The 26,448-nt window shown below is 68.2% G+C and carries 23 protein-coding genes; 11 read left to right on the forward strand and 12 right to left on the reverse strand.

Going from position 1 to position 26,448, the window contains the following annotated elements; genetic code table 11:
* The first annotated feature begins 372 nt into the window (after window positions 1-372).
* Both NN2_RS03325 and NN2_RS03330 read left to right on the forward strand, forming a co-directional pair.
* Window positions 373-1,572 carry a cytochrome P450 gene (locus tag NN2_RS03325; protein ID WP_063010246.1) on the forward strand — a complete coding sequence of 400 codons (1,200 nt, stop codon included), beginning with the start codon at window positions 373-375 and terminating at the stop codon, window positions 1,570-1,572.
* Window positions 1,573-1,701: 129 nt separating this feature from the next.
* Window positions 1,702-2,499: an SDR family NAD(P)-dependent oxidoreductase gene (locus tag NN2_RS03330; RefSeq protein WP_063010248.1), complete on the forward strand. Its 798-nt coding sequence runs from the start codon at window positions 1,702-1,704 to the stop codon at window positions 2,497-2,499.
* Between the two features lie 60 nt (window positions 2,500-2,559).
* On the opposite strand, the gene NN2_RS03335 is transcribed toward NN2_RS03330, so the two are convergent.
* Window positions 2,560-3,828, reverse strand: a complete 1,269-nt coding sequence (locus NN2_RS03335; protein ID WP_169812368.1) for an alpha/beta hydrolase family protein — start codon at window positions 3,826-3,828, stop codon at window positions 2,560-2,562.
* Window positions 3,829-4,125: 297 nt separating this feature from the next.
* Here NN2_RS03335 and NN2_RS03340 point away from each other — a divergent pair, with 297 nt between their 5' ends.
* Window positions 4,126-5,019 carry a universal stress protein gene (locus tag NN2_RS03340; RefSeq protein WP_063010252.1) on the forward strand — a complete coding sequence of 298 codons (894 nt, stop codon included), beginning with the start codon at window positions 4,126-4,128 and terminating at the stop codon, window positions 5,017-5,019.
* Window positions 5,020-5,064: 45 nt separating this feature from the next.
* On the opposite strand, the gene NN2_RS03345 is transcribed toward NN2_RS03340, so the two are convergent.
* Complete coding sequence (locus NN2_RS03345; RefSeq protein WP_063010254.1) at window positions 5,065-6,324, reverse strand: cytochrome P450 family protein; 1,260 nt, start codon at window positions 6,322-6,324, stop codon at window positions 5,065-5,067.
* Window positions 6,325-7,476: 1,152 nt separating this feature from the next.
* On the opposite strand from NN2_RS03345, the gene NN2_RS03350 reads away from it, so the two are divergent.
* Window positions 7,477-8,496 (forward strand): alpha/beta hydrolase, encoded by a 1,020-nt coding sequence (locus NN2_RS03350; RefSeq protein WP_245658524.1) that lies wholly within the window; start codon window positions 7,477-7,479, stop codon window positions 8,494-8,496.
* A 25-nt stretch (window positions 8,497-8,521) separates the two neighbouring features.
* Here the strand turns inward: NN2_RS03350 and NN2_RS03355 are convergent, their stop codons facing one another.
* Complete coding sequence (locus NN2_RS03355) at window positions 8,522-9,988, reverse strand: wax ester/triacylglycerol synthase family O-acyltransferase (protein ID WP_063010256.1); 1,467 nt, start codon at window positions 9,986-9,988, stop codon at window positions 8,522-8,524.
* A 463-nt stretch (window positions 9,989-10,451) separates the two neighbouring features.
* Between NN2_RS03355 and NN2_RS03360 the strand changes: the two genes are divergently transcribed.
* The 4 genes from NN2_RS03360 (at window position 10,452) to NN2_RS03375 (ending at window position 15,377) form a co-directional block, all read left to right on the forward strand.
* Window positions 10,452-11,252 carry a DUF8176 domain-containing protein gene (locus tag NN2_RS03360; RefSeq protein ID WP_156511195.1) on the forward strand — a complete coding sequence of 267 codons (801 nt, stop codon included), beginning with the start codon at window positions 10,452-10,454 and terminating at the stop codon, window positions 11,250-11,252.
* A 74-nt stretch (window positions 11,253-11,326) separates the two neighbouring features.
* Window positions 11,327-13,480, forward strand: coding sequence for a molybdopterin oxidoreductase family protein (locus tag NN2_RS03365; protein ID WP_063010259.1), 2,154 nt, complete (start codon window positions 11,327-11,329; stop codon window positions 13,478-13,480).
* Between the two features lie 112 nt (window positions 13,481-13,592).
* Window positions 13,593-13,808, forward strand: a complete 216-nt coding sequence (locus tag NN2_RS03370) for a biotin/lipoyl-binding carrier protein (RefSeq protein ID WP_062963647.1) — start codon at window positions 13,593-13,595, stop codon at window positions 13,806-13,808.
* Window positions 13,809-13,862: 54 nt separating this feature from the next.
* Complete coding sequence (locus NN2_RS03375; RefSeq protein WP_063010261.1) at window positions 13,863-15,377, forward strand: sensor histidine kinase; 1,515 nt, start codon at window positions 13,863-13,865, stop codon at window positions 15,375-15,377.
* A 194-nt stretch (window positions 15,378-15,571) separates the two neighbouring features.
* Here the strand turns inward: NN2_RS03375 and NN2_RS03380 are convergent, their stop codons facing one another.
* Window positions 15,572-15,826, reverse strand: a complete 255-nt coding sequence (locus tag NN2_RS03380) for a WhiB family transcriptional regulator (RefSeq protein WP_030516005.1) — start codon at window positions 15,824-15,826, stop codon at window positions 15,572-15,574.
* Window positions 15,827-16,060: 234 nt separating this feature from the next.
* Window positions 16,061-17,086, reverse strand: coding sequence for a diacylglycerol/lipid kinase family protein (locus NN2_RS03385; RefSeq protein WP_063010263.1), 1,026 nt, complete (start codon window positions 17,084-17,086; stop codon window positions 16,061-16,063).
* An 89-nt stretch (window positions 17,087-17,175) separates the two neighbouring features.
* On the opposite strand from NN2_RS03385, the gene NN2_RS03390 reads away from it, so the two are divergent.
* Window positions 17,176-17,622: a hypothetical protein gene (locus NN2_RS03390; protein WP_369829576.1), complete on the forward strand. Its 447-nt coding sequence runs from the start codon at window positions 17,176-17,178 to the stop codon at window positions 17,620-17,622.
* Here NN2_RS03390 and NN2_RS03395 read toward each other — a convergent pair.
* The 7 genes from NN2_RS03395 to NN2_RS03425 all read right to left on the reverse strand — a co-directional run bounded on the left by NN2_RS03395 (window position 17,604) and on the right by NN2_RS03425 (window position 23,959).
* Window positions 17,604-18,197, reverse strand: a complete 594-nt coding sequence (locus tag NN2_RS03395) for a GNAT family N-acetyltransferase (protein ID WP_245658526.1) — start codon at window positions 18,195-18,197, stop codon at window positions 17,604-17,606. The two genes, NN2_RS03390 and NN2_RS03395, sit on opposite strands and share 19 nt — an antisense overlap.
* A gap of 30 nt (window positions 18,198-18,227) precedes the next feature.
* Window positions 18,228-19,520, reverse strand: coding sequence for an RNA polymerase sigma factor (locus NN2_RS03400; protein ID WP_063010267.1), 1,293 nt, complete (start codon window positions 19,518-19,520; stop codon window positions 18,228-18,230).
* 8 nt (window positions 19,521-19,528) lie between these two features.
* On the reverse strand, window positions 19,529-19,870 hold the full coding sequence (locus NN2_RS03405) for a YciI family protein (RefSeq protein WP_063010269.1): 342 nt from the start codon (window positions 19,868-19,870) through the stop codon (window positions 19,529-19,531).
* A 93-nt stretch (window positions 19,871-19,963) separates the two neighbouring features.
* A complete protein-coding gene (locus tag NN2_RS03410; protein WP_063010271.1) occupies window positions 19,964-20,443 on the reverse strand; it encodes a GNAT family N-acetyltransferase in 480 nt (159 codons plus the stop codon).
* Complete coding sequence (locus NN2_RS03415) at window positions 20,440-21,048, reverse strand: acid phosphatase (RefSeq protein ID WP_082856700.1); 609 nt, start codon at window positions 21,046-21,048, stop codon at window positions 20,440-20,442. The genes NN2_RS03410 and NN2_RS03415 overlap by 4 nt, the downstream gene beginning before the upstream one ends.
* 56 nt (window positions 21,049-21,104) lie before the next feature.
* The gene (locus NN2_RS03420; protein WP_063010274.1) at window positions 21,105-22,322 is read right to left on the reverse strand and encodes an Rv3212 family protein; all 1,218 of its coding nucleotides are present in this window, start codon (window positions 22,320-22,322) and stop codon (window positions 21,105-21,107) included.
* 26 nt (window positions 22,323-22,348) lie between these two features.
* Window positions 22,349-23,959, reverse strand: coding sequence for a DEAD/DEAH box helicase (locus NN2_RS03425; protein ID WP_174554945.1), 1,611 nt, complete (start codon window positions 23,957-23,959; stop codon window positions 22,349-22,351).
* A 571-nt stretch (window positions 23,960-24,530) separates the two neighbouring features.
* Here NN2_RS03425 and NN2_RS03430 point away from each other — a divergent pair.
* A complete protein-coding gene (locus tag NN2_RS03430; protein WP_063010457.1) occupies window positions 24,531-25,580 on the forward strand; it encodes an alpha/beta fold hydrolase in 1,050 nt (349 codons plus the stop codon).
* A gap of 129 nt (window positions 25,581-25,709) precedes the next feature.
* On the forward strand, window positions 25,710-26,408 hold the full coding sequence (locus NN2_RS03435) for a ferritin-like fold-containing protein (RefSeq protein WP_063010276.1): 699 nt from the start codon (window positions 25,710-25,712) through the stop codon (window positions 26,406-26,408).
* The last annotated feature ends 40 nt before the right edge of the window (window positions 26,409-26,448 follow it).

Raw genomic sequence — 26,448 nt, forward strand, 5'->3', positions numbered from 1 at the left:
GCGGCTTCGGCCTCGGCCTCGGCTTCGGCGGCGGCCAGCAGCAGATCGCGATCGGAGACATCACCGGTATCCGGCGGCGAGGGGTGGGTTCCGGACGTCACTGCGCGCTCCGTTCGTCGGGCCGGTGGCTGGCAGACCTGCGAGAACAATACTTCCACGCATTGAGAACCTTACTCTACCTGCGACGCGCAGCGAACGCCCTAGATATAGCGGGATCTGCATGTAACCTGCGGGATTGCCATTCCCAGTTTTTGAGAATATCCTTCTCTCACGGTGGAGGGAGGCGCCATGACCCGAGGTCCCGCAGCCGCCTGCCCGTGTGCCTGTCCGCGGCCGAGCCGCATTCCGGAGATTTCCGCAAGGGGTGAACCAGTGACCATCAGCGCGGCCAGTGACGTCCACTACGACCCGTACGACGTCGAACTCAACGCCGATCCCTATCCCATGTTCAAGCGCCTGCGCGACGAGCTGCCGCTCTACTACAACGCCGAGCACGACTTCTACGCGCTGAGCCGATTCGAGGACGTCAACGCCGGCCTGATCGACAAGGACACCTTCATCTCCGGCCGCGGCGCGATCCTGGAGCTCATCAAGGCGAATATCGAAATACCGTCCGGCGTATTGCTTTTCGAGGATCCGCCGGTGCATACGATCCACCGCAAACTGCTCTCCCGGATGTTCACGCCGCGCAAGATCAAGGCGCTGGAATCGAAGGTGCGGGACTTCTGTGCCGAAAGTCTCGATCCGCTGGTCGGTACCGGCCGCCTGGACTTCATCGCCGATATCGGCGCCCGGATGCCGATGCGGACCATCGGCATGCTGCTCGGCATCCCGGAAGAGGATCAGGAGGCCATCCGCGATTTCGCCAACGAGCAGATGCGCACGGAGGAGGGCAAGCCGATGAAGGCCGCCTCCGAGGGCATGGTGTCCGGCGACATCTTCGGCCCCTATATCGACTGGCGCGCCGAACATCCCTCCGACGACATCATGACCGAACTGCTCAACGTCGAATTCGTCGACGAGACGGGCACCGAGCGCCGTCTCACCCGCGACGAACTGCTCATGTACGTGAATGTGGTGTCCGGCGCCGGGAACGAGACCACCACCCGCCTGATCGGCTGGGCCGGAAAGGTTCTCGCCGATCATCCCGACCAGCGCCGGCTGCTGGTCGAGAATCCGGCGCTCGTCCCGCAGGCGATCGAGGAACTGCTGCGCTTCGAATCGCCAGCTCCGCACACCTGCCGCTACGTCACCCGCGAGGTCGAGTACTACGGGCAGAAGGTGCCCGAGGGGTCGGTGCTGATGTTCCTGATCGGCGCGGCGAACCGCGACCACCGCCACTTCGCCCCGGACGGAGACGTTTTCGACATCCGGCGCGCACCGCAACCGCATCTGGCGTTCAGCGTCGGCACCCACTTCTGCCTGGGTTCGGCACTGGCGCGGCTGGAGGGTCGCATCGCACTCGAGGAGATCCTGAAGAGGTTCCCGGAGTGGGAGGTCGATATGTCGCAGGCGCGGCTGTCGCCGACCTCGACCGTGCGCGGCTGGGAAAGTCTGCCCGCCCGCACCTGAACCGGTTGTCGCGCAGGCGGATCGCGAAGGCCCGGCCGGCGCCTCGGGACCGCGCCGGAGGCGAGTTCGTCTCCTGGATGCAATGATCGGACTCGCACCCGTTTCTGATCGAGGTCGAGGAGACAGCAGATGAGCTTTCCACAGCGGTACGGGCCGTGGGCGTTGGTGGTCGGTGCCGCGCTGGGATTGGGGGCCGAATTCTGCCGTCAGCTCGCCGAACGCGGCCTGAACCTCGTCATGGTCGCGCTGGAGAAGGACGAACTCGACACGCTGGCAACGGATCTGGCCGACCGCTACGGAATCCGCACCCACGCGGTCACCGGCGACATCACCGCGCCGGAGGTGCTGGAATCGGTGGCGCTGCTGGTCGACGACGTCGAACTCGGCCTGGTCGTCTACAACGCCGGGCTCTCGGTCTGTGGCATGTGGCTGGACACACCGCTGGAACGGCATCTGAAGACGATCGACATCAACGTGACCGCGATGATGACCGTCCTGCACCGATTCGTGCCGCCGATGATCGGACGGGGTCGCGGCGGGGTGATCCTGCTCAGCTCCATGTCCGGCCTGCTCGGCACCCCCATGTACGCCTCGTACGCGGGCACCAAGGCGTTGACGCTGAATCTGGCCGAATCACTGTGGGACGAATGGCGTCCGCACGGTGTCGACGTCGTTGCGGTCGTTCCCGGCCCCACCGACACCCCCGGGTACCGCGCCGAGCAACCGCGCACTGTCCGCAATTCCCCGAAGGTGATGCCGGTCGCCCCGGTGGTCGCCGCGGGCCTGGCCGCACTCGGCAGACAACCCTCGGTGATTCCCGGCCGGGCCAACCGCTTCAACGGCACACTGCTGTCCCGAATTCTGCCGCGCAGGACAGCCGTCGCCCTCATGGGAAAGAACATGCGAGAGATGTACGCCGGGAAATAGACGGTGGCGACGGCTCGGGTGTCCGAACGACGTGGAGCCGAGCCGAATTCGCGTGCGGGTTCAGGAGGTGAAGCGCGCGTCGACCCAGGCGAGGGCGTCGGGAAGTGATGCCTGCAGGATGCCGCGGTGGTCGACGCCGGGGTAGGTCCGATAGGTGACCTGCTGATCGGCCAGGCGCAAGCGGGCGACCATCGCATCCGTCGCGCGCGGGGGCACCGTCGTGTCGGCGCTGCCCTGCAACACCAGCAGCGGTACGTCGACGCGCTGGGTGCTGGGGTCGTTGTCGGTCAGTACGCGGAGCAGGGGTGCGGCGTCGCCGAGCGGGCTGAACGCCGCATCGGCGGGCAGGCCGCCCCAGCTGTCCGGTGCGCGCAAGGAGCCGAGGCATCCGGTGTCGGCCTCGGGCAGCAGGCTCAGTGCGCGCGGGGTCAGGAAGCGGGACGGATCGATGTTCGCGGCGGTCTGCGCGCCGCGAATCAGCAACGGCAGGAACGCATTCGAGTTGCCGAGCGTGCCGGCGAGGACTTCACCCGCCCCGACCGTGCTCACCACCCGCTGCGCTCCGATGCCGAATTCCACCTGCGATGCCGGGGCGAGTGCCACCACACCGCGCAGATCGAGTCCGGGCGCCCAGGCGCGGGCCTGCGCATCGGTGAAGACGGCCGCCTGGCCGCCCTGTGAGTGGCCGATCGCCGCCCACCGCGTGCCGATCGATGCGTCGAGTTCACGGGCGGCCAGGGCCATATCGGCCACGGCGCGGGCCTCGGTGGTGCCGATCAGGTACCCGTGCGGGCCCGGGGTGCCGAGCCCTTGATAATCGGTCTGTGCCACCGCGTATCCGGCCGCGAGCCAGCGCTGCTGTACGTCGCGCACCTGCGCGGTGTAGTCGTGGTCGGGGTAGTCGGGACCGGTGTCGCGCGAGGGTGCGCAGATATCGGCCACCCCGGTGGTGCCGTGCGCCCACGAGATGAGCGGCCAACCGTCCGGTGGTGGTGTGCCGCCGGGCACCGCCAGGGTTCCCGAGACGGCGACCGGATGGCCCTGTAGATCCACCGAGCGATAGAGAACGAGCAGATTCCGCGCCCCGGGCAGGCCCGGATCACCGGTGATACTGCGGGCCCGGATCACCGAGCCGTGCGGTCCGGCGATCGCCTCGGCGGGTGCGTCGTAGAACGCCTGCCCCTCCGGTACGGCCGTCGCGCCGGTGGGGTCCGCCGACGCGCCGACGGTCGCGGCCGCGATCGAGGCCAATGCCGCGACGACCACCAGCGGACCGTGTCGTGCCCGGCGATTGCGGGCGATCTTGGTCGGTGTGGAATCGCGAGACATGGGTCCAACATATCCGTGCCGTGTGACGGCCGACCACCGCGCCGGAATCATTGTGGCTCAACTTGTCTGCATATCGATACCTGCGCGCAACTCGCCGGTTCGGCGGTCGTGGCGGGAAGCGCGACGCTGTGCGCTGAAAAATTGCTGAGTTGACGGTACTCGATGCCTGCGACGGCGTGATCCCATCAGCCTGTGCGCCCGCGAATCCGCCGTTCATTCGGAACGAACGATGCTGCCTCCCGCTCTCCCCGGTAATCTCGGCGCGGATACCGCTCGCCGAGACGAAGTGGAGCCACTATGACCGAATCAGCTGACGCGCATACCGCCGACGAACCCGACCGGCCCATCGTGGTCGGCGTCGACGGCTCGGAGATCTCCTATCAGGCGGTGGCCTGGGCCGCGGTCGATGCCGTCATGCACGGGCGGCGTCTGGACATCGTCACCTCGGCCACGCTGCCGACCGGTTTCGGCTCGGAAGTATGGACCGGTGGCGCCGATTGGGTGCGCGAGGACGGCGAGCGCATCGTCGCCGAGGCGCGCCGGATCGCCGGATTGGTCGAGGGGCCGCTGGAGACCAATGCCGAGCTGGTGTTCGATCCGATCATCCCGACCCTGATCAAACGGTCGGAACGGGCTTACCGCGTGGTCGTCGGCAGTCGCGGGCGCGGCGCCGTCCGGCGGGCGCTGCTCGGTTCGGTGAGTTCGGCGGTGGTGCAGCGGGCACACTGCCCGGTCGCGGTGATTCCCGGAAATTCCGCGACCGACATGGTGACCGCGGCGAAGCCGGTGGTGGTCGGCGTCGACGGCACCGAGAACAGTGAACCCGCGATCGGCGTCGCCTTCGACGAGGCGTCGCGGCGGAAGGTGCCGCTGATCGCCGTGCATACGTGGAGCGATATCAGCCTGCCCGAGGTCGCGGTGGCCGGCTGGGACACAGTGCGCGAATCGGAGCGCGCCGCTCTCTCGGAGAGTCTGGCCGGATGGCGGGAACAGTATCCGGATGTCGATGTGCGGCCGGTGGTCTGGGCCGATCGGCCGGCTCGGGCGCTGCTCGCCGAATCCGAACATTCCCAGCTGGTGGTGGTCGGCAGCCACGGCCGCGGCGGATTCACCGGAATGCTGCTCGGTTCGACCGGCCATGCCCTGTTGCAGTCGTCCGAATGCCCGGTGATCGTGGTGCGACGACGGTGAGGCGCACGCCGGGCGGCCGACCGGCCGCCCGGCGTCATCCGCCGATCACACCGCCGAGAACTCCAACTCCGGCTCGTTCGCCGGCACCATGCTCACCGGCAGCGCCGTGAGCCCGCGAATCAGCAGACTCCTACGCCAGATCGGTTCCCCGTACTCGGGGTCGAGGGACAGCTCCGGAATCCGGTCGAGCAGCCGGTTGATCGCGATGGTGGCCTCCGTCCGGGCCAGTGCGGCGCCGAGACAGAAGTGGATGCCGTGCCCGAATGCGATATGCCGATTGTCCGCACGATCGACGTCGACCCGATCCGGGTGGGTGAAGCGGTCCGGATCGCGGTCGGCGGCCGCGAGCGAGATCAGGATGAATTCGCCGGCGCCTATCTCCCGGCCGCCCAGCACGATCGGCCGGGTGGTGTAGCGCGCGGTGGCCAGGTGCACCGGCCCCTGGCTGCGCAGAATTTCCTCGACGTAGGCCGGAACGGTTTCCGGCTCGGCCCGCAGCCGCTCGGCGATGCGCGGATTGCGCAGCATCTCGTAGACCGCATTGCCGATCAGATTGACCGTGGTTTCGTGCCCGGCCGCCAGCAGGAGCAACAACATCGAGATCAGCTCGCTCTGGTCCAGCTGGTCACCGTCCTCCTTGGCGATGATCAGTTCCGAGAGCAGATCGTCTCCGGGGCTGTCGGTGCGTGCGGCGATCAGCTTCGTCATATAGCTGAAGAAGCTGATGCCCGCGGTGGTGCGCTCCTCGATCGGCGCGGAATCGTTGACGACCACCGCTGTCCACGCGCGGAAGTCGTGCTTGTCGTCGTCCGGTACTCCCAGCAGTTCGCAGATCACCGCGACCGGTAGGGGAAAGGCATAGGCGTCCAGCAGGTCAGCCCGATCGCGGGTGCCGATCTCCGCGAGCAGTTCGTCCGCGATGGTGGTGATGCGGGGACCCAGCTCCCGGACGGCGCGGCCGGTGAAGGCCTTCGTCACGAGTTTGCGCAGGCGGGTGTGCTGCGGCGGATCCGCGAACAGCATGTTGTCGTTGATCGCGCCGTTGAACCGGTCGACCGCGCCGTTCCGCGCGAGCACGGCCTGCCCCTCCGGTGACCCGATCTTCTTGCTGATGCCGGGCTCGAGGAAGGCCTGCTTGGCGACCTCGTGATCGACCACCAACCAGCCCACCACCCCGTCCAGCCGGATGCGATGGATCGGACCGCGGGCCCGGAGCTCCCGGTAGACCGCGTGCGGGTCCTGGTAGAAGTCGTCGGTCAGTTCGAGGATCGCGTCCGCGGCCTGCGCCGAATCCGAATATGTCACGTGCCAAAGTCCTTTCGATGGTCGATCGAAATCCGACGTACAGCCGATGCGGCTCCGCGGGCAGGCCGGAGACATGACGAGTCGACACGGCGTAACGGCGCGGCAAACCCAGGGCGACGACGCAGCTGTGGACAGCGTTCGGCCGGGCAGGCATCGGTGAGGGTCGAGCACTAGCACTCGGTCTGTTGACCAGGAAAAGCTCATGGAGAGAACAACTTTGGCCTCCGCGACGAGGAAGCGGCCGGCCGTCCGAGCTGTTCGCCATGATCATCGCACACCGTCCGCGCGGCCGGGATCACCGGTCTCGCGCAGCGTTGTGAGCCCGATTCCCGGGTGTGACGGGTCTCCGGCGAGGTTTCGAAAAAAATTTCCTAGCGAAACGAAGGGTCTCGAAGAGCTGTCGAGCCCGTCGGGCGATGTGGTGCGTGCACAATTCCCTACCCGGTTCCGCGTGAGGTGAAACTTCCGGCCGGAAGTGAAACGTGTTGTCGAGCAAGGTAACTCGCTGGGCGGTGGGCGGTTCGCGCCGCGGACCCTGGTCCGGTTCGGTGTAACCGATTCCGGCCGGAAGTTGCCGAAAGGTAGCTACAAACGAGCGGGAAGGCTGCTTCCGGTTTTAGAGGAGGTGCTTGCTTGAAAAGTGGACGCTTGATATGTTGCCTCGGTCACTAACCGGTACCGGCCGTGACTGATAACTCTCAGGCGTGATTCCGGCGACTGAGAGGCGATTGAACACGCTCACAAAGGAGATTCATCGATGGGTTCGATGGGCGACTTGCTTACCGCGTTGATTCCGGCCCTGGGCTCCGCAGTTGCGGGAGACGGACTGTGGGAGACCTTCCTCGGCTCGCTCGGAAGCATCGTCAAGTAATTCGGCGTAACCGCTCGTATTCATCGAGTTGCGCGCGGTGACTCGATGCACGGATATTTAGGAGAAAGAAATGGGATCGCTCATCGACATTCTGGGAATGGGCTCACAGAGCGCCGGTTCCGTCGGAACCACCATCGTGAATGCGCTCATCACCCTCAGCGGTGGTACCCCGGCCGCCGGAAAGTAGTCCAGTTGTCGATTGTGGGGGCTCACTCGAACCGGGTGCGCCCCCACAGTGGTGTGTAGAGGTGGTAGTGGTGTCGAGCGGTACGAGGAGCGGCGTGGTGCGCGCGATCGCCTGTCTGGTGGCATATCTCGGCGCGGCCGCCCTGCTGTGGACGTCGGTCGCACCGACCGTCTCGGCCGCGCCGGCGGCGCACGTCGTCAGCGAAACCACAGGTCCTGGAGGTGTACTCCAGATCAGCGTCCACTCACCGTCGATGGATCGCGACATCCCGCTGCAAGTGCTGCGTGCGAAGGACGCCGGTACCCCGGCGCCCACGCTGTATCTGCTCAACGGCGCCGGCGGTGGCGAGGACGCCGCGACCTGGCTGGCGCAGACCGATGCCGCGGACTTCTTCGCCGACAAGAACGTCAACGTGGTGATTCCGATGGAGGGCGCGTTCAGTTACTACACCGACTGGCAGCGCGACGACCCCGGCCTGGCGAAGAAGTTGAAGAACAACGGCCGGAACATGTGGGCCACTTTCCTCACCGAAGAGCTTCCGCCCGTGATCGATTCGGCCTTCGGCACCACCGGCGCCAATGCGCTGGCCGGCATCTCGATGGCCGGTACCTCGGTGCTGGATCTGGCGATCGAGGCGCCCGCGCTCTATCGGAGCGTCTCCGCGTACAGCGGTTGTGCGATGACCAGCGATCCGATCGGCCAGTCGTTCGTCAGCCTGGTGATCAGCCTGGGCAAGGGCGATGCGACGAATATGTGGGGACCGGTCGGGGGAGAGGGCTGGAAGGCGCACGACCCCTATCTGCACGCCGACCGGCTGCCGCGAATTCCGATGTACATCTCCAGTGCCAGCGGACTTCCCGGCCGCCACGACAGTCTCGCCGACCCGAGCGTGCGGGCCGACACCGGGGTTTTGGCGAATCAGGTTCTCCTCGGCGGCGGTATCGAATCGGCGGCGAACTACTGCACGGCCAAACTCGCCGAGCGCACCCGGGAACTCGGACGCACGGACATCACCTACAACTTCCACCCGGCGGGAACCCACTCGTGGGGCTATTGGCAGGACGACCTGCACAAATCGTGGCCGATGATGGCCGCGGCCATCGGCGCGAACTGAGCCGCTCCGCGCCGCCGCGCGGCCATCACCCCTGTGTCGTGAGCCGTTCACTCAGTTCGCGGAACGAGCGCAGCAGCAGTTCGCCGTACCGCGCCGGATCCGGGAGCATGCCGGTATCGGAGCTGACCGCGATCACCACCTGATCGCCCTGGGAGGTGATCAGATGCCGCAGGCCGTCGCCGTCCATGATCGGGAGGACGCCGAAGGCGCTGATCACCGGTGCGCCGAGAAATTCCAGCCGGTCCGCGACCGGCGGCACATTGCTGATGGTGGTGTTGGACAGCGGCACTGTGTCGACGTTGTCGAAAACCCGCTGCGCGCGAGCCCATCCGGCCAGTCGCAACAGCCAGGCGGGTGAGGTCTGCATCCGGCTCTCGCGCACGATCACCGCCGGGTCGGCCCAGCGCCGCTTCTCGTCCTGGGCCGATTGCCGGATCGCGCGCAGCCGTTCCAGCGGATCGGTGAGATCGGTGTGCAGGTCCACCGACATCTGACACAGCTGATTCGCCGAATTCCACCGGCCGAGTCCGCGCATCGAGATCGGCACCATCGCGCTCAAGGACGCGGACGGGGTTTCGCTCTGCTCGGTGAGATAGGCCGAGAGCGCGCCCGAGACGACGGCCAACAGCAGGTCGTTGACCGTAATGCGCTCGGCGGAGGCCGCTTTCGCCGCCCTGACCTGTGCGAGCGGCAGGGTGACGAGATCGAAGGCGGGTGTCGCGCCGATGCGGCGATTGAAGCGGGTAGCGGGACGCAGCGGAATCGGTTCGCGGAGCAGGTTTTCCGCGACCTCCGCCTGGACCGTGCGGGCCGCCGCCCGCGTGCGGGCCACGCCGGAGACGAAACGTGCGAACCGATACGGCGTGACGGCGGCGGCGCGCAGCAGCGCGGAGGGCTGCGACCAGCGGCGATCGATCGTGGGGAGCGGCGGATGAGTGTCCGCGGCGCCGAACAGTTTCCGTTCGAGTTCGCGGGTGGCCACACCGTCGCCGACGCTGTGATGGAACTTCAGCACCACGATCGTCACCGGCTCGGTGGTCTCGGGAAAGCCGTGTACGCGGTCGAAGAGGTGCAGTTCCCACGGCGGACGGGTGAGATCCATACGGGCCGCGGCGATCTCGGCCAAGCGACCGCGCACCTCGTCCCAGGGCCACGACGCACGTTCCTCGATCGTCACGTGATGGTCGATGTCGAAGCCCGAGTCGGGGACCCAGTACGGCAGGTCGACATCGCCCGGTACGTGTTCGAGCCGGCGGTGGAACAGCGGTGCGTAGCCGAGCCGCTCCCGCATCCAGGCCCGCACCTGTGCCCGGCTCACCGCTCGTCCATCCGATCCGGCCGCGTCCGTCGCGCCGGCGAACACATAGGCGGCGACGATATTCGACGGATGCCGCTCGAACTCGTCGTAGACGAATACCGCATCGCGCGGACTCAGCTGTTCGGCGGTGACGTGCGGAGCGCTGCTCGTATCGCGGCTCGTTTTCGTCGTCATGAATTACTCCTGACCGGACATTGCGCGGGCGATGGAGAATAGGTCCGCACAATTCTTTCTGCGGCGGATACTACCGTCGCATCGACCGAGACGGCGGTGGTGGTCGGCATATCCGAGGCGGTGATGCGCGGGCTTCGAATAATGCACGCAACCGCCGAGATGAATGGCGAGAACTCCGTCGAACCGGGACCGCGACCGCCGGCGCAGATTCCGGCGGCGCCACCGAGTCGTCCGCGCCCTTCCGTACGGTAATAGCTATTGCGCATTATTTCGGTCCGGCAGTGTCATAGCCGATGCGTTATCCGCATGATTGCCGCGAGCGCGCCCGAGTCGGTTCGATAGCCAAGATCGCTCGTGAATTGCAAGTAGTGCCTCCCACTGCTGGGAGCGGCTTCCGGTTGTGCGCCGGGGCAAGTGCTGGCATCGTCTTCCCCGCGGGACAGCAGCGGGCGTGAGGGATGTGATGAGTTCTGAATCCAACCGGCCGCCCGGGCACGCGCCGCAACCGTTCGGGCCGCCGGTGGGCTCCGCCGATTGGTATTCGCCGCCCCGCCCGCCGCAGCCGCCTCCGCTGCGCGATTCGCGTCCCGCGGCCTCGCCGCCGCGGATCGTCCGGCGCCCGCCCGAGTCGCCGGAATGGGCGATCGATCCCGATGCCATCCAGCTCGCACTGGGCCCGGCCACGCGTCCGCCGCGCCGGCCCCGGGGCCGCAAATGGTGGATCGTCGCATCGGCTGCAGTCGTCGTGCTCGCGCTGGCCGGTGGCGGAATCGCGCTGGCCGTCACGGCCACGCGAAAGGAACCGGGTACCGCTGCCGCGATCGTGACCTCGACGACCTCCGCTCCGGCCGGCTCCGCCGAAACCTCCGCCCCAGCTCCCGGGCCGCAGACTCCGGCATGCCCGGCCGAGGCGCACGACGGCATCGTGGTGGGCAACGGCGCCGGTGGCGTCACCGACGGGCCGAATTCGATTCTGGGATTCGAATATTCGTACTACACCGAGCGCAGCGGCGAGCGCGCCCAGGCCTTCGTCGCGCCGGATACCGTCAACGTCGCTCCCGCTGTGGGGCTGCAGCAGGCGATCGACACCGTGATCCCGGTCGGGACCACGTACTGCGTCCACATCACCACGCGCGAGCCGGAACTGTTCGATGTGGATATCGAGGAATACCGGCCCGACGGCGGTCACGCGACCTACCGGCAATCCGTGCGCACGGTCGTCCGCGACGGCCGCACCCTGCTCTACGAGATCCGCGGGCGGTAGCGCCGATCCGGCGGGGCTGTACCGATGCCGCGGGCGCCGGTACGCTGCGAGATGCCGCGCTGAGAGGATGTGCCATGGATACTCGCATTGTTTCTCGGCAGTGCACCCTATGTGAGGCGCACTGCGGAATCCGGGTCACCGTCGAGGACGACCGCGTCGTCCGGATCGAGGGAGATCCCGACGATGTGCTGTCCCAGGGATATATCTGTCCCAAAGCCACCGCGATGGGTGCACTGCACCACGACCCGGACCGGCTTCGCACACCGGTACGCCGAGTCGGCGATCGGTTCGAGCCGATCGGATGGGACGAGGCGTTCCGGGAGATCGGGCAGCGGCTGCGCGAGATCCGCTCCGAACACGGTCCGAGCGCGATCGGCATGTATCTGGGAAACCCTGCGGCACACAGTTCTTCGGTGCTGTACGGCGTGCTGCTGCGGGTGGCGCTGCTGACCCGCAACTTCTTCTCCGCCTCGTCGATCGATCAGTTCCCGCAGGAGTTCGCGGCCTGGCGGATGTTCGGATCCAATGTCCTCATGCCGGTCGCCGATATCGATCGCACCGACCGGCTGGTGATCCTGGGGGCCAATCCGGCCGTGTCGAACGGGTCGGTGACCACCATGCCGAACGCCAAACAGCGCATCAAGCGGGTGCGGGAGCGCGGCGGCACGGTCGTGGTGATCGATCCACGCCGCACCGAGACCGCGCGGCTGGCCGACCAGCACATCGCGGTCGTCCCCGGTGGTGACGTCTACCTGCTGCTGGCCGTGCTCCATGTGCTGATCGACGAGAAGCTGTGCGACGAGCGGGCGGTGCGCGCGCGCTGCACGGGCTGGGACGAGCTGCGCGAGACCGTCGCGCAGTGCACTCCCGAACTCGCGGCCCCGCACGCCGGTGTCGACGCCGAGACCATCCGCGGTTTCGCCCGCGACCATGCCGCGGCCCGCTCGGCCGTGCTCTACGCGCGGATCGGGGTGTGTCAGCAGGTGACCGGCACGCTCACGCACTGGCTGGTGAACACGATCAACGCGGTGACCGGCAATCTGGACCGGGCGGGCGGCCAGATGTTCGCGACCGCGCCGGTCGACGCCGCCCGGTACGCCAAATACCTGCCGATGGGGCACGGGGCGTGGACCGATCGCTCGGGCCGCTACAAGTCCTTCCGATCCGAACTGCCGGTGGCGGCGCTGGCCGACGAAATTCTCACCGAGGGCCGCGGGCAGATCCGGGCGATGGTCACCTACGCCGGCAATCCGGTGCTGTCGACGCCGCAGCGCGGGCGCCTCGACGCGGCGCTGGAATCGCTGGATTTCTTTGTGGCCGTGGACATGTACGTCACCGAGACCACTCGGCACGCCGACATCATCCTGCCGCCGGTGTCCCAGCTCGAGCGCGAGGACGTCAATCTGCTGTTCCCGGTGTTCAGTGTGCGCAACAACCTGCGCTACGACGCCAAGGTTTTCGAGCCGCCGGCCGACGGGCTCGAGGACTGGCAGATCATGGCCCGGCTGGTCACCGAGGTGGTGGCGCTGCCCGCGCGACGCCTCACGGGCAAGGCGCTCAACGCGGTATTCGAACGACTCTCGCCCCTGCGGTTGGCGGCCCTGGGCATCGCGGCCGGTCCGTACGGCGTGCTGCGCCGCGGACGGGCGGGCCTGACGATCACCAAGCTGCGCGCTTCCGTGGGCGGTGTGGATCTCGGACCGCTGCGCCCGCGCCTGCGCACGCTGATCGGCACTCGCGACCGCAAGGTCCGGCTGGCGCCGCAGGACTTCTGTGCCGAGGTGGCGAAGCTGCTCGCCGATCTGCCGGCCACGCCGCGCACCGCGGCCGACGGATACGATCTGCGCCTGATCGGCCGGCGCCACCTGCGCAGCAACAACTCCTGGTTGCACAACGTCCCGGCCATGGTGAAGGGCCGCGATCGCTGCACCGTGCTCATGCATCCCGTCGACGCCGGCGCGCGCGGGCTGACCGACGGCGAACCGGTCACGGTCTCCTCGCCGAGCGGTTCGATCGTGGTGACCCTCGAGGTCGGCGACGACATCCGCCCCGGCACGGTCGCGATCCCGCACGGCTGGGGCCACCGTGAACCCGGCGTGGGCTGGCGGGTCGCCGCCTCCCTCCCGGGCGCCAATGTCAACCTCCTCCACGACCCGGCGCTGGTCGACCCGCTGTCCGGCACGGCCGCGGTCAACAACACCTGGGTCACGGTGAGCGCCACCGCATAGCCGGCGCGACAGCGCCTACGGCCCGGTATCTTTCGAGCGATCGAACGCTCTCGGTACGGATGTGGTTGGCTGTACCGTCAGCGGATACGGGCCGATCGACCGGAAGGGTGTCATGGCTGAGGAAGTGCTCGCGGAGATGGTGTCGACCGTCTTCCAGATCGTCGCGCAGGAGGGTGCGGCGGTGCATGAGGGTGACACCCTGGTCCTGCTGGAATCGATGAAGATGGAGATCCCGGTGGTGGCCGAGTCGGACGGAACCGTGGCCTCGATCAATGTGAAACCCGGCGATGTCCTCCAGAAGGGCGATCTGATCGCCGTCATCTCGTAGCTTCGGCCGCGACACGACTTCGGCCCGCGGGCGCGTGCCGTAGCCTTTGTTCCCGTGTCCACTCTTAGTGATCTGCTCGCCGAACACACCGATCTCCCCGGTGCGGCGGTGGATCATCTGCAGCGCGTAGTGGGGGATTGGCAGCTGCTGGCCGATCTGTCGTTCGCCGATCTGCAACTGTGGGTCGGCATCGGCCCGGTGACCGACGGTGCCGATGTGGTGTGCGTCGCCCAGTGCCGGCCCACGACCGCCCCGACGGTTCAGCCCGACGATCTGGTCGGGTCGCTGGCCTCCCGCCAGGATCATCCGCAGATCTTCCAGGCCCTGAGCTCGGGCGAGATCGTGCGTGTGGAGGGTGACGGCGAATCCGCCGGCGTCTACCACCCGACCCCCGCACGAGTCATCCGCGAGGGTATTCCGGTGCGCTGCGGCACCGACGTCATCGCCGTGCTGGGCCGCGATACCGATATGCAGCGCTCGAAGGTCCGCGGCAGCCTCGAACACGCCTATATGAGCTGCGCCGACGATCTGTGCCAGATGATCGCCGACGGCACCTTCCCGACGCTGGAGGACCGCACCGGCTCACATTCCAGTCCGCGCGCCGGGGACGGCTTCATCCGTCTCGACACCGACGGGTCGGTCGTCTACGCCAGCCCGAACGCGCTGTCGGCGTATCACCGCATGGGCCTGCAGAGCGAATTGGCCGGACAGGATCTGGCCCAGTCGACCCGTTCCCTGATCACCGATCCGTTCGACGCGCAGGAGGTCGTCAGCGACATCCAGGCCGCGCTGGCCGGCAAATCGGGGCGGCGGATGGAGGTCGAGGCCCGCGGTGCGACGGTGCTGCTGCGCACGCTGGTGCTGCGCCCGCACGGTGAACTGGCGGGGGCCGCGGTGCTGGTCCGCGATGTCACGGAGGTCAAGCGCCGCGACCGGGCGCTGCTGTCCAAGGACGCCACCATCCGCGAGATCCATCACCGGGTGAAGAACAACCTGCAGACCGTCGCCGCGCTGCTGCGCCTGCAGGCCCGCCGCACCGAGAACGAGGAGGCCCGGGTGGCGCTCACCGAATCGGTGCGCCGCGTCACCTCCATCGCCTCCGTGCACGAAATGCTGTCGATGTCGGTGGACGAGGAGGTCGACCTCGACGAGGTGGTGGATCGCCTGCTGCCGATCATGGCCGATGTGGCGACCGTGCACACCGCCCGCATCAAGGTCCGCCGCGACGGTTCGCTGGGAGTTTTCTCCGCCGAACGCGCGACCCCGTTGGTGATGGTGCTGACCGAATTGGTGCAGAACGCCATCGAGCACGCCTTCGATGCCGGCGAAAACGGAACTGTCACAATACGTTCCGAGCGTTCGGCGCGCTGGCTGGACGTCATCATCAGCGACGACGGGCGCGGGTTGCCGGAGGGATTCAGCCTGGAGGGTTCCGATCGGCTGGGATTGCAGATCGTGCGCACTCTGGTCACCGCGGAACTCGGGGGCTCGATCGGTTTGCACCCGGGCGCCGATATCGGCACCGACGCGGTGCTGCGGGTGCCGCTGGGCCGTCGCAACTCACGCTGAAAGCGTCCCACGCAAGCACCGCCACTCGCGGAAATCGGATAAGTCCGAATCGCCGTCGGACGGTTATGTGAAATAGGGCGGGAAAACAATCCGGCAACAAAAACAGTGAAGCCCGGCACCTTTCCGGTGCCGGGCCGAAATGCGTTACCGGTCGAGGTTGTGCGGTTTACTACGAGCCGGTAACGCCGCGCGTCTCAGACGACGCTGCGAGTGCGGGTGCGGGCGTTGCGCCGCTTCAGCGCCCGGCGTTCGTCTTCGCTCATACCACCCCACACGCCGGCATCCTGTCCGGAGGACAGGGCCCAGGACAGGCAGTCGGCTGTCACGGGGCAGCGGGCGCAGACCAGCTTGGCATCGGCAATCTGCGCGAGCGCCGGACCACTGTTACCCACCGGGAAGAACAGCTCGGGGTCCTCGTCGCGACAGATGGCCTTGTGGCGCCAGTCCATTCCTCTGCTCCTTTGCATGGGCGCCGCAAGGCGCCGCTGGTTTGTGGTCCGTTCACTTGTGCGTCTCGAATGTTTCCGCACGGTTGCTTGTGAATGCTTTCACGAACACCGTAGATGTCAATAGCCTTCGGGTGCACCGTGGGGAAGCTCACGCTCTAAAGCCCTGAAAAGCCGGGCCTGCGGAGTCCTTTGTACTCGCTTGCGCTGGTTTCCGCAGCACAACTGCGATGTTTCTCAGTTGTGTCGGCTGGATTCCGGCTTGGGAGCGACTACTTCGAGCACCTCCGGCACCGAGGTGAAATCCACCACGTTGCGCCGGCCGATGAAGTCGCCATCGATTTGCAGACCGACCTCGTCGTCGGCCTCGATTCGCACCGAAGATACGTCGTCGACGCGAAACAAATTGCGGGCCTTCGGATCTCCGTCGGAAGCCAGGAGTTGCCTGGCGACCGACAGTGTCGGCAATACCCCCATCGTCCGCATCGCAAACACACCCAGTCCGCGTTCGAACGTCGTCCCGGGATTGGTGCGCACCGGGGTGCTGTCCAGATACGTCCACGGACTGGTATTCGTCACGAAGGCGTAATGCACGCCCGGCACCGGTTCGCGTCCGGGGACACGCACGGTGATCGCGGGCTCGCGCCGCTTGGCCCGGAAGAATTGCCGGACCGTGGTGCGCAGATAACGGGCCGGGGTGGCGGCGTGGCCCGCGGCGCGGCTGCGATCGATCGCCTCGCACACGTCGGCGTCCAGCCCGACGCCCGCGCTGAACGCGCACCAGCGGCCGTCGGCGACCATCAGGCCGATCCGGCGATCGCCGGCATGCGCCTCGCTGTTGTCGAGCGAGAGCAGATCGATGAGCTGATTGGTCGCGGCCACCGGATCCGCTTCGATACCCAGCGAGCGCGCGAACACGTTCGCCGAGCCGCCGGGGATCACGCCCAGTCGCGGGATCCAGGTGCCCGAACGTTGCGCGGCGGCCGATTCCGCGGCGCCGGCCGAGTCCGGCCCGGACGTGGCCTGTTTCGGCAGGGGGAGGAATCCGTTGACGGTCTCGTTGACCGTGCCGTCGCCGCCGTGCACCACGATCAGGTCCATCTCGGCATCGGTCGCCCACTGCGCCAATTCGGCGGCGTGGCCGCGATGCTGGGTGTGGGCCACGATGAGCTGGGTGCGGCTCTCCAGCGCGTGGGCGAGCAGATCCCGCGTGGCCGGAGTGGTCGAGGTGGCATTCGGATTCACGATCAACAGCGTCCGCACCCTCAGCAGCCTACTGAGCGATCGCCACCGGATCCCGCGGAGGCGACCACGCGTGCGAGGCCCGGTTCGCGCGGTTCTACGCTGGGCAGGTGGCGAAGCAGAACGCGGACAGTGAGAGCACCGGCGGCACCACCGGCGGCGCGGCCGACCCGACTCCCGGCACGGTGCGCGGCGCGGGTGCGCTGGCCGCGCTCGAGGGCCTGATCGGGGTGATCATCGCGATCGTGCTCGTGGTGCAGGGCATCACGTCGGCCGACACCTCCGCGAAATCGGCGTACGGCACCGCCGCCTGGTTCGTGATCCTGGCCGGCGCGGTGCTGGCCGCCGGTATCGGCCTGCTGCGCGGTAAGCGCTGGGGCCGGGCCATCGTGGTGATCGCGCAGGTGCTGTTGCTGCCCGCCGCGTGGTACATGCTCAGCTCGCATCGGTTCGAACTGGGCATCCCGGTCGGGCTGGTCGCCCTCGTCACCCTCGGCTTGATCTTCTCGCCGCCGTCGGTGCGCTGGATGGCCCAGGCCTACGACGTCGCCGACTGACGCCACATCGGCCACAGCAGCGGTCCGCCACCCGTGACGTCGAGTTCGCCGCGCAGATCGAAGCCGTAGCGCTCGTAATAGGCGATATTGGCGAACTTGCTGGATTCCAGGTAGGCGGGCGCGCCGGTTTCGTCACAGTGCGCCAGCCGCGGCCCCAGCAGGGCGTGCCCGTACCCCTTGCCGCGGACCGCGGGATCGGTGCCGACGATGGCGAGATACCAATGCGGTTCGTGCGGATGCGCCTTGCTCATCCGGTCCGACATCCGCCCGACGGCGAGCAGTCGCAATCGGAACGCACGTGCCAATGCGGGCAGCATCCGCAGTTGATCGCCACCGGACGAATCCCACTGCCCGGGGGGCGACCACACCGCGCCCCCGACGATCCGGCCCGATTCGTCGAAGGCCGCGTCGACCGCCCCGTGCGCCAGGTACAGATGCCGGATCAGCGCGCCGAACATGGTCGCCGCGCGGGCGGGCCGGGTGCGGTCGGCCGGTAGGCACCACTGCATGATCGGATCGTCGTCGAAGGCCAGACCCAGTACCCGGGCCAGTTCCGGCACTTCGGATTCCGTCACGGGACGAACGGTGACCTCCATCGGTCCACCCTATCGGTCGAGGTCGGCCAGGCGGCGGTCGAGAAATTCGCGCTCGGCCGCATTCTCGGTCAGCAACAGGGCCTCGGAGTAGGCTAGCCGGGCCTCGTCGAGCCGCCCGAGTTCGGCGAGGAAGTGCGCGCGGGCGGCGGGGAGATAGCTGTACCCGGCCAGCTGCGGTTCGGCGGCGAGTGCGTCGAGCGCGGCGAAACCGGCGGCGGGATCGCCGGCCATCCCGATCGCGACGGCCCGGTTGAGCGCCACCACCGGCGAGGGCCAGATCCGGCTCAGGACGTCGTAGAGCCCGCGGATCTCCTGCCAGTCGGTGGCGTCGTAACTGGGCGCCTCGGCGTGAACGGCGGCGATCGCGGCCTGCAGCGCGTAGCGGCCCGGCCGCCGTTCCAGTGCGAAGCGGACGAGCGCGATGCCCTGTCCGATCTCCTCCCGGTCCCAGCGCGCGCGGTCCTGATCGGCCAGCGCGACCATGGCGCCCTCGGGGGTCACCCGCGCCGCGCGGCGGGCGTCGGTGAGCAGCAGGAGGGCGAGCAGGCCGGCGACCTCCGGATCCTCGGGCAGCAGACCGTGCAGCATCCGCGCCAGATCGAGGGCGCGTTCGGTGAGATCGCGGCGGATGAGGTTCTCGCCCGACGGCGCGGTGTGCCCGGTGGTGAACAGCAGATGCACCACCGCCAGCACGGCCTCGATGCGCTCGGGCAATTCCGCCGGGCCCGGCACACGGTAGGGGATCCGGGCGGCGGCGATCTTCTTCTTGGCGCGGGTGATCCGCGCGGCCATCGTCGGCTCGGCCACCAGGAAGGCGCGCGCGACCTCGGCCGTGGTGAGTCCGCAGACCAGGCGCAGGGTCAGCGCGACCTGGGTCTGCGGGGCCAGTGCCGGATGGCAGCAGGTGCAGATCAGTCGCAGACGGTCGTCGGGGAACTGTGGGTCGTACGGGTCGATCGCATCGAAAATACCTGTCTCGGTGGTCTTTTCGTCCGCGATAAGCAGCGGCAACGCCCGGCGCGCGGTGGACCGGCGGCGTAGCAGATCGAGTGCGCGGTTGCGGGCCACCGTGGTCAGCCAGGCCGCGGGCCGGGACGGAATTCCGTCCGCGGCCCATCGCATCAACGCCTGGGCGTACGCGTCCTGAACGCATTCCTCGGCGAGTTCGAGGTCGTGGGTCACCCGCACGGTCGCCGCCAGTACGAACGCCCACTCCCGGCGATGCGCGTCGGCCACCGCCGCGGCGACCCGGTCGGGGCCGCCGCGATCGGTCGAGCCGTGGTCGGAGCAGCCGTCGAGCACGGTGCGGCTCAGCTCAATTCGAGGATCGGGCGCACTTCCACGCCCCCGAATTCCATCGGCACCCGCCGGGCGATGGCGATCGCGGCGTCCAGGTCCTCGGCCTCGACCAGGTAGTAGCCGCCGAGCTGCTCCTTGGTCTCGGCGAACGGGCCGTCGGTGATCACGAAGTCGCCGGCGCCGTCCGGCCGCACACTGGTGGCGGTGTCACTGTGGTGCAACGCGTTTCCGCCACGCAGCGCCGCCGCGTGGTCCTCGCCGAACTGCCGGTGGCTCTCCGCCATCGCGCTGCCGGACTCCGGTTCGGCCGCGGCACGCTCGTCCTGATAGATGAGGATCAGATACTGCGACATGATTTCGTCCTCCGAGTAGGTGGCCCGCCTTTCGAGCCATTCAACTCTTCGACGCGCACCCCGCCGCGGAATCGACACCGGCGCGAGAAATTCTCAGGAATTTCCGGAATCGGCGAGCCGCGCGAGCGCGTCACCGGCGAGCCGGAAGCCGGTCCACTCGTCCTGTGCCACCGCGCCCAGCCCGCGGTAGAACTCGATCGAGGGCGTATTCCAGTCCAGCACCGACCAATCCACCCGGGTGTAGCCGTGGGCCACGGCCTCGCGGGCCAGCTCGGCGAGCAGGGCCTTGCCCAGGCCACGACCGCGCGCCTCGGGCCGGACGTAGAGATCTTCCAGGTAGATGCCGTGCTTACCGGTCCAGGTCGAATAGTTCAGGAACCAGATCGCGCATCCGGCGACCCGCGCATCGACGGTCGCGACGTGGGCGAACACCGCCGGCGCCGGACCGAACAGCGCGGCGTGCAGGTCCTCGGCCGTCAGCGCGCACTGGTCGCGTGCCTTCTCGTATTCGGCGAGGTCGTAGACCAGTTCGACGAGGGCGGGCACATCCTCGGGCGTGGCGCGGCGGATCATCGGCCGGCCTCGGGCGGCACGATATTGTGCGCCAGAATCGTGGCGGCCTGATGATCGTGGCCGAGCACGCTGATCGCGGCGGTGGACAGGAAGAAGCGCCGTCCCTCCCGGGCCGGGAAACCCGCCCAGCGCGCGATCAGCACCCGGGAGAAATGTCCGTGCCCGACCAGCACCACATCGCGGGTGCGCAGCGCCGACGCCACCGATTCCAGCACCCGGTCGGCCCGCGCGCCGACCGCGTCGACGGATTCGCCGCCCGGTACGTCGCCGGTGAAGACGGTCCAGCCGGGGGCGGTTTCGCGGATCTGCGGGGTGGTCAGGCCCTCGTAGTCGCCGTAATCCCATTCGACCAGTTCGTCGTCGATCCGCGGATCGGGCAGCCCGGCCAGTTCGGCGCTGTGCACGGCACGCTTCTTCGGGCTGGTCAGCACCAGCGGATCGCTGAGGTCGAGACCGGCGAGGACCTTTCCGGCTGCTCGCGCCTGAGCTTCGCCGCGTTCGGTGAGCGCGATATCGGTGCGCCCGGTGTGTTTGCGTGCCGCCGACCACGCGGTCTCGCCGTGCCGCAACAGCACCAGCCGATAGTCCCTGTCCGATGCACTCATGATTCCGATCATGCCGCACCGCGGGAGCGACCGGCCGGACGGATCGACGCGAGGGTTCAGCTGGTTCCGTAGAGCCGGCCGCCCCGCAACTCCAGCACCACCGGACCGCTCACGGCCAGTGAGATCGGCTCCCCGTGGTAGTCGCTGCGCCGCAACGGGATCCGCTTCTGCTGGGCGCCGCTGCCGGGATCGAGGGCCGCGATCCCGTCGGCCACCGGCACCAGGACGTTGCCCGCCATCATCGCCGGCGCGCCCAGGGCGTCCGGTGCGGTCCACAGCGGCTCGAAGGTGCTCGCGCTCAAGGCGATCACGCTGTTGCCGGTGAACACGAAATACGCCGAGCCGAGCCGGGTCACCGTGCTGTTGTCGGCGATCGGCGCGGAGAGACGGTGCACCGCAAGTGAATTCGCGTTGGCGTCGTAGATCGCGAATTCCGGTGGGGCGGCGTCGGTTCCGGGAAGATACAGGGCGATCCGGTTGTCCGCGACCGCGATCACCCGGGCATTGCCGGCCGCCGCCCCGGGTTCGGTCAGGACGTGCGAGCCGTACTCCTCCGGGGCGGAGGCGTCCTTCGGCGCCGGATTCAGCACCGTCAGCCGGTCCGCGGCGTCGTCGGGGCAGCGTTCCAGCACGGCCAGGCGGCTGCCACCCGAGGCCGCCGACAGCAGCGTGCAGCCGTGCCGGGGTTGTGTGTGCGGGTTCACCTGCGCGTCGACGTAGCCGTATTCGAGGGTGCGGACCAGATCCGAACGCCACATCTCCAGCCGGCGTGGTCCCTGCGCCAGCACATAGGTGCCGTCGGTGGACAGCCGGACCTGCGAGTCCATATAGCTGCTGCGCGCGGTGCGCCGGCGCCCGTCCTCCGCGCCGAGCATCGTGGTCTGGCTGCACCCGCGCGGATCGCGGTAGGTGGCGATCACGGTGGCGAACTGGCTCTCCAGCGCGCACAGGGGCAGATCGCGCTGGTATTTCCAGAGCTCTCGCCCGGTGGTCGCATCGAGACCGCGGACGGTGCCGCCGTCGCCGGTGATGGCGACGCCGCTGGAGGTCAGCGCCCGCGCGGAGACGCCGTCGGGTGCCTGCCACCGTTCGGTGAGGGCGTCCGGCAGCCGATCGGCCGCCGGCGCCACCGAGGCCGGATGGGCCGCGGGATCGGATTCGGTGCCGCGGGCGTCGCTCGTCGACCACGCGACAGCGGCCGCGATCGCCACGACAACGGCGATCGCGACTGCGGCATAGAGGTCGGCGCGCGTCCGCCGCTCGGGTGCGAGCACGTCAGCGAGACTAACCGATCCGGCGACTAGGCCGATGCGGCAGTCTGATCGCCACCCGTTGCCGCGCTACCGGACTCGTCTGCCGAGACGTCACCGCCGGTGGTGTCGCCGCCCTCCGCGGCGGGCTTGCGGCGCCGGCGGCGACGACGCCGCGCCGGCTTGTCGCCCTCGGCCGCTTCGCCCGCGGGTTGTTCGGCCGGAACCGATTGCGCCGCAGCGCTTTCCGCGGTGTCCGTCGCGGACTCGGCAGACTCGGCCGTGGCGCCCTCGGGTGCGTCGACCGCCTTACCACCGCGGGTGCGGCGGCGATTGCGCTTGCGCGGCTGGCGTGCCTCCCGCTCCACCACGACCGCATCCGTTTCGCGCGCGGGTGCGCGCCGCACGGTTCCGGTCGCGTTCTCCGGAATGCCGAGATCGCTGCGCAGGTGCTCGGAGCGTGAGTAGGTTTCCACCGGCTCGGGCATGCCCAGGCTCAGCGCGGAATTGATGCTCTCCCAGCGATGCAGCTCGTCCCAGTCGACCAGGGTGACCGCGACACCGGTGCGCCCGGCCCGGCCGGTGCGGCCGATGCGGTGCACGTAGGTCTTCTCGTCCTCCGGGCACTGGTAGTTGACGACGTGGGTGACGTCGTCGATATCGATACCGCGGGCGGCGACATCGGTCGCGACCAGCACGTCGATCTTGCCTTTGCGGAATTTGTCCAGCGCCTTCTCACGCGCGATCTGACCCAGATCGCCGTGAACCGCGCCGACGGCGAAACCGCGGTCGGCCAGATCGTCGGCGACCTTCTGGGCGGTGCGCTTGGTACGGGTGAAGATCATGGTCGCGCCGCGCGCCTCGGCCTGCAGGATGCGCGCGACCAATTCGCTCTTGTCCAGCGCGTGGGCGCGGTAGACGAATTGCGCGGTGCGGTCGTGCACCGCGGAATCGGAGGGTTCCTCGGCCCGGATATGCGTGGGCTTGTGCAGGAACGTGCGGGCCAGCGTGATGATCGGGCCCGGCATGGTCGCCGAGAACAGCATGGTCTGTCGCTGTTCGGGAACCATCGACAGAATGCGCTCGATATCGGGCAGGAAGCCCAGGTCGAGCATTTCGTCGGCCTCGTCGAGCACGAGTACGCCGACCTTGCCCAGGATCAGATGCTGCTGTTCGGCCAGATCCAGCAGACGGCCCGGGGTGCCGACGACGACGTCGACCCCTTCGCGCAATGCGGCGATCTGCGCGTCGTAGGGGCGGCCGCCGTAGATCGAGGTGACGCGCAGGCGTCCCTGCTGATTGCTCAGGTATTTGCCGGCGTTCTCCAGATCCTGGGTGACCTGGACGCAGAGTTCCCGCGTCGGCACGATGACGAGCGCGCGGGGCGTGCCGTCCAATGCCGTGGTGCCGGAATCGGCGGTGGAAATTCGGTGCAGCAGCGGTACGCCGAATCCGAAGGTCTTACCCATACCGGTGCGGGCCTGGCCGATCAGATCGTCGCCGGCCAGCGCGAGGGGGAGGGTCAACTCCTGAATGGCGAATGTGTGTTCGATTCCGATCTCGCCGAGAGCGCGCACGATTTCGGGGCGAACGCCCAATTCGGCGAATGTCGGAGTGGTGTGGGTGGAGTCGAGTTCCGCTGTCAGCAGCGTGTCCGCCAACCCGGGTTCTTGTTCGACGGTGATCTTGCTCAGGATTCGTGCCTTCCTCGTGTTGATCGCATCCAGCGCGCACGAGGGTGGATTGGGACCGGATTTCCGGGCCACCACATTTCCGGCGGGTTCCACCTGCACTCTCGCCACCCGGATCGCTGTCCGGGCGCGGCGCAAAGGGGTCGCGGATCTGGTGCGCGCACATTTTCGGCGGGCTTCGGTTACCCCTTGTCGCACTGCCTCGACCACCGGTCCCGATATGCCGGCCGGGATATGGCGGTGCGAGCGAAAATTTCCGTTGCCCATAGAGATTGTAGCGTGATAGCTTTCTTCGCCTCGCTCCCGCTGTCGTGGGCGGCTGCTCGGTGTCCGGTCCGGCTGCGGCACACGGTAATTCGTCATGACCGGCGAAATTGTGCGGTCGATGAGAACGAGGATTTCGCGGAAGTATGTACAGGCGCGCCGCGGGTTCGATATGTCCGCTTTCCCCTCGGTGCGAGCGGATTCCGCGGGCGGTCCCGGCCGGGCGTGGCCCAGCCCACATATGTGAGACGGTGTGTCACACGATAAATTGGTCGCCGTGAGCTTGGCAGAGACCGTGGGCGCCGCGGCCCGCAACGCATGGGCGCTGACCTTCGGCGACGGCATCGAAGCGCCTGTTCCCACTCCCTCGACGGTGCTCTGGGACGAACCGCACCGGCTGCTGCGACGCTACGACGTCGATCCCGCCGGGCCCCCGCCCGCCGACGACACGGCGGTGCTGATGGTTCCGCCGCTGGCGGCCCCCGCGGTGTGCTTCGACCTGCGCCCGGACCAGAGTATGGCCCGCTTCCTGCTGGAGATCGGCCGCCGCCCCTATCTGGTCGACTACGGCGAGATCGGCTTCGCCGACCGCCGCATGGGATTCGAGGACTGGGTCGACGACATTCTGCCCGAGGCAGTGCGCCGCGTCTCGGCCGATCGCGACGGAGCTCCCGTCGATCTGGTCGGCTGGTCCCTCGGCGGCGTGCTGTCGCTGCTCACCGCCGCGGCCGACGCGACCTTGCCGATTCGCTCCGTCACCGCCGTCGGCGCACCGCTGGACTACAACCGGGTGAACGGGGTCCCGCAGGTGCGCGCGCTGGCGCGCATCGACGGCGGGCGCACGGTGTCGAACCTGGTCCGGGCGGCCGGCGGTGTTCCGGCGCCGCTGACCCGCCTGGCCTACCGCGCCGCCGCCTGGGAGCGGGAATTGCGCCGGCCGATGTTCCTGGCCGGCAATCTGGCCGATTCGGCGACGCTGGCCCGGATGGAGACGATCGACCGGTTCCAGTCCCGCCTGCCCGGCTACCCCGGCCGCTTCTACAACCAGCTGTGGAGCCGGTTCATGCTCGCCAACGACATCGGCAGGGGCGTGGTGCACGTCGGCGCCCGGCCGATCGAGCTGGCCGAGATCACCGCGCCGGTACTGCTGGTGGGCGGGACCGACGACGTGATCACTCCCGCGGCGGCGGTGGCGCACGGGCAGCGAACGCTGACCGGCGCCCGCGAGGTGCGATACGAGACCTCGCCCGGCAGTCATCTGGGCATCCTGATCGCCCGCGACACCACGTGGGGCTACCTGGAGAAATTTCTGGGCGACCAGGCATGATCCGGCGGCGCGGCGGCGACAGCTGTCCGCCGGTTCGGACGTGCCGGTGTGAAGCGCGGCCGGCGGGGGAACTCTTTTCGGCGCCGCGCCGCCGCCCCCTCCGGGCGCCGACCCACTAGGGTGGTGGCCATGGGTGCAAACACATCTGGCGCGCTGGGTGTTTCGACCGAATCCGATCATCGAATCCCCGCCGACCATCTCGGTGTCACCGATCTGTTCGCGGTTCTCGCCTACGGTGAGATCTCCGCGTTCTACCGCCTGGCGGAAGAGGCGAAATTATCGCCCACGCTGCGGGGCAAGGTGGCGGTGGCGAAGATGGCCGCGGCCGAGATGGAGCATTTCGAGACGCTCGAGCGGGCGCTGCAGGGGCGCGGCGTCGACGTCTTCGACGCGATGGCGCCGTTCGTGCGGGCCCTGGACGCCTACCACGCCTCGACCGATCCCTCGAACTGGCTCGAGTCGATGGTCAAGTTCTATGTCGGCGACGGTATCGCCGCCGACTTCTACGCGGTGCTCGCCGATGCGCTGGCGCCGGAGGTGGCCGCGGTCGTGCGCGATGTGCTGGCCGAGACCCACCACTCGGAATTCGTCATCGAGGAGGTGCGCCGGGCGGTCACCGTCAGCCGCTCCGAGCGCGACCGGCTCACGCTGTGGGGCCGTCGGCTGCTCGGCGAGGCCATCACCCAGGCGCAGTACGTGATGGCCCAGCGCGACGAGCTGACCGAACTGGTGCTCACCGCCACCGGCGACCTCAACGGGGTGGCGGCGCTGTTCGAACGGATGCAGAACTCGCATGCCGAGCGGATGCGGGTGCTGAGCCTGGGATGAGCCGCTCGCGACGGCCGTCGGGACCGGCGGCTGTTCGCTG

The organism is Nocardia nova NBRC 15556 (genome assembly GCF_001613005.1).
GTDB lineage: Bacteria > Actinomycetota > Actinomycetes > Mycobacteriales > Mycobacteriaceae > Nocardia > Nocardia nova.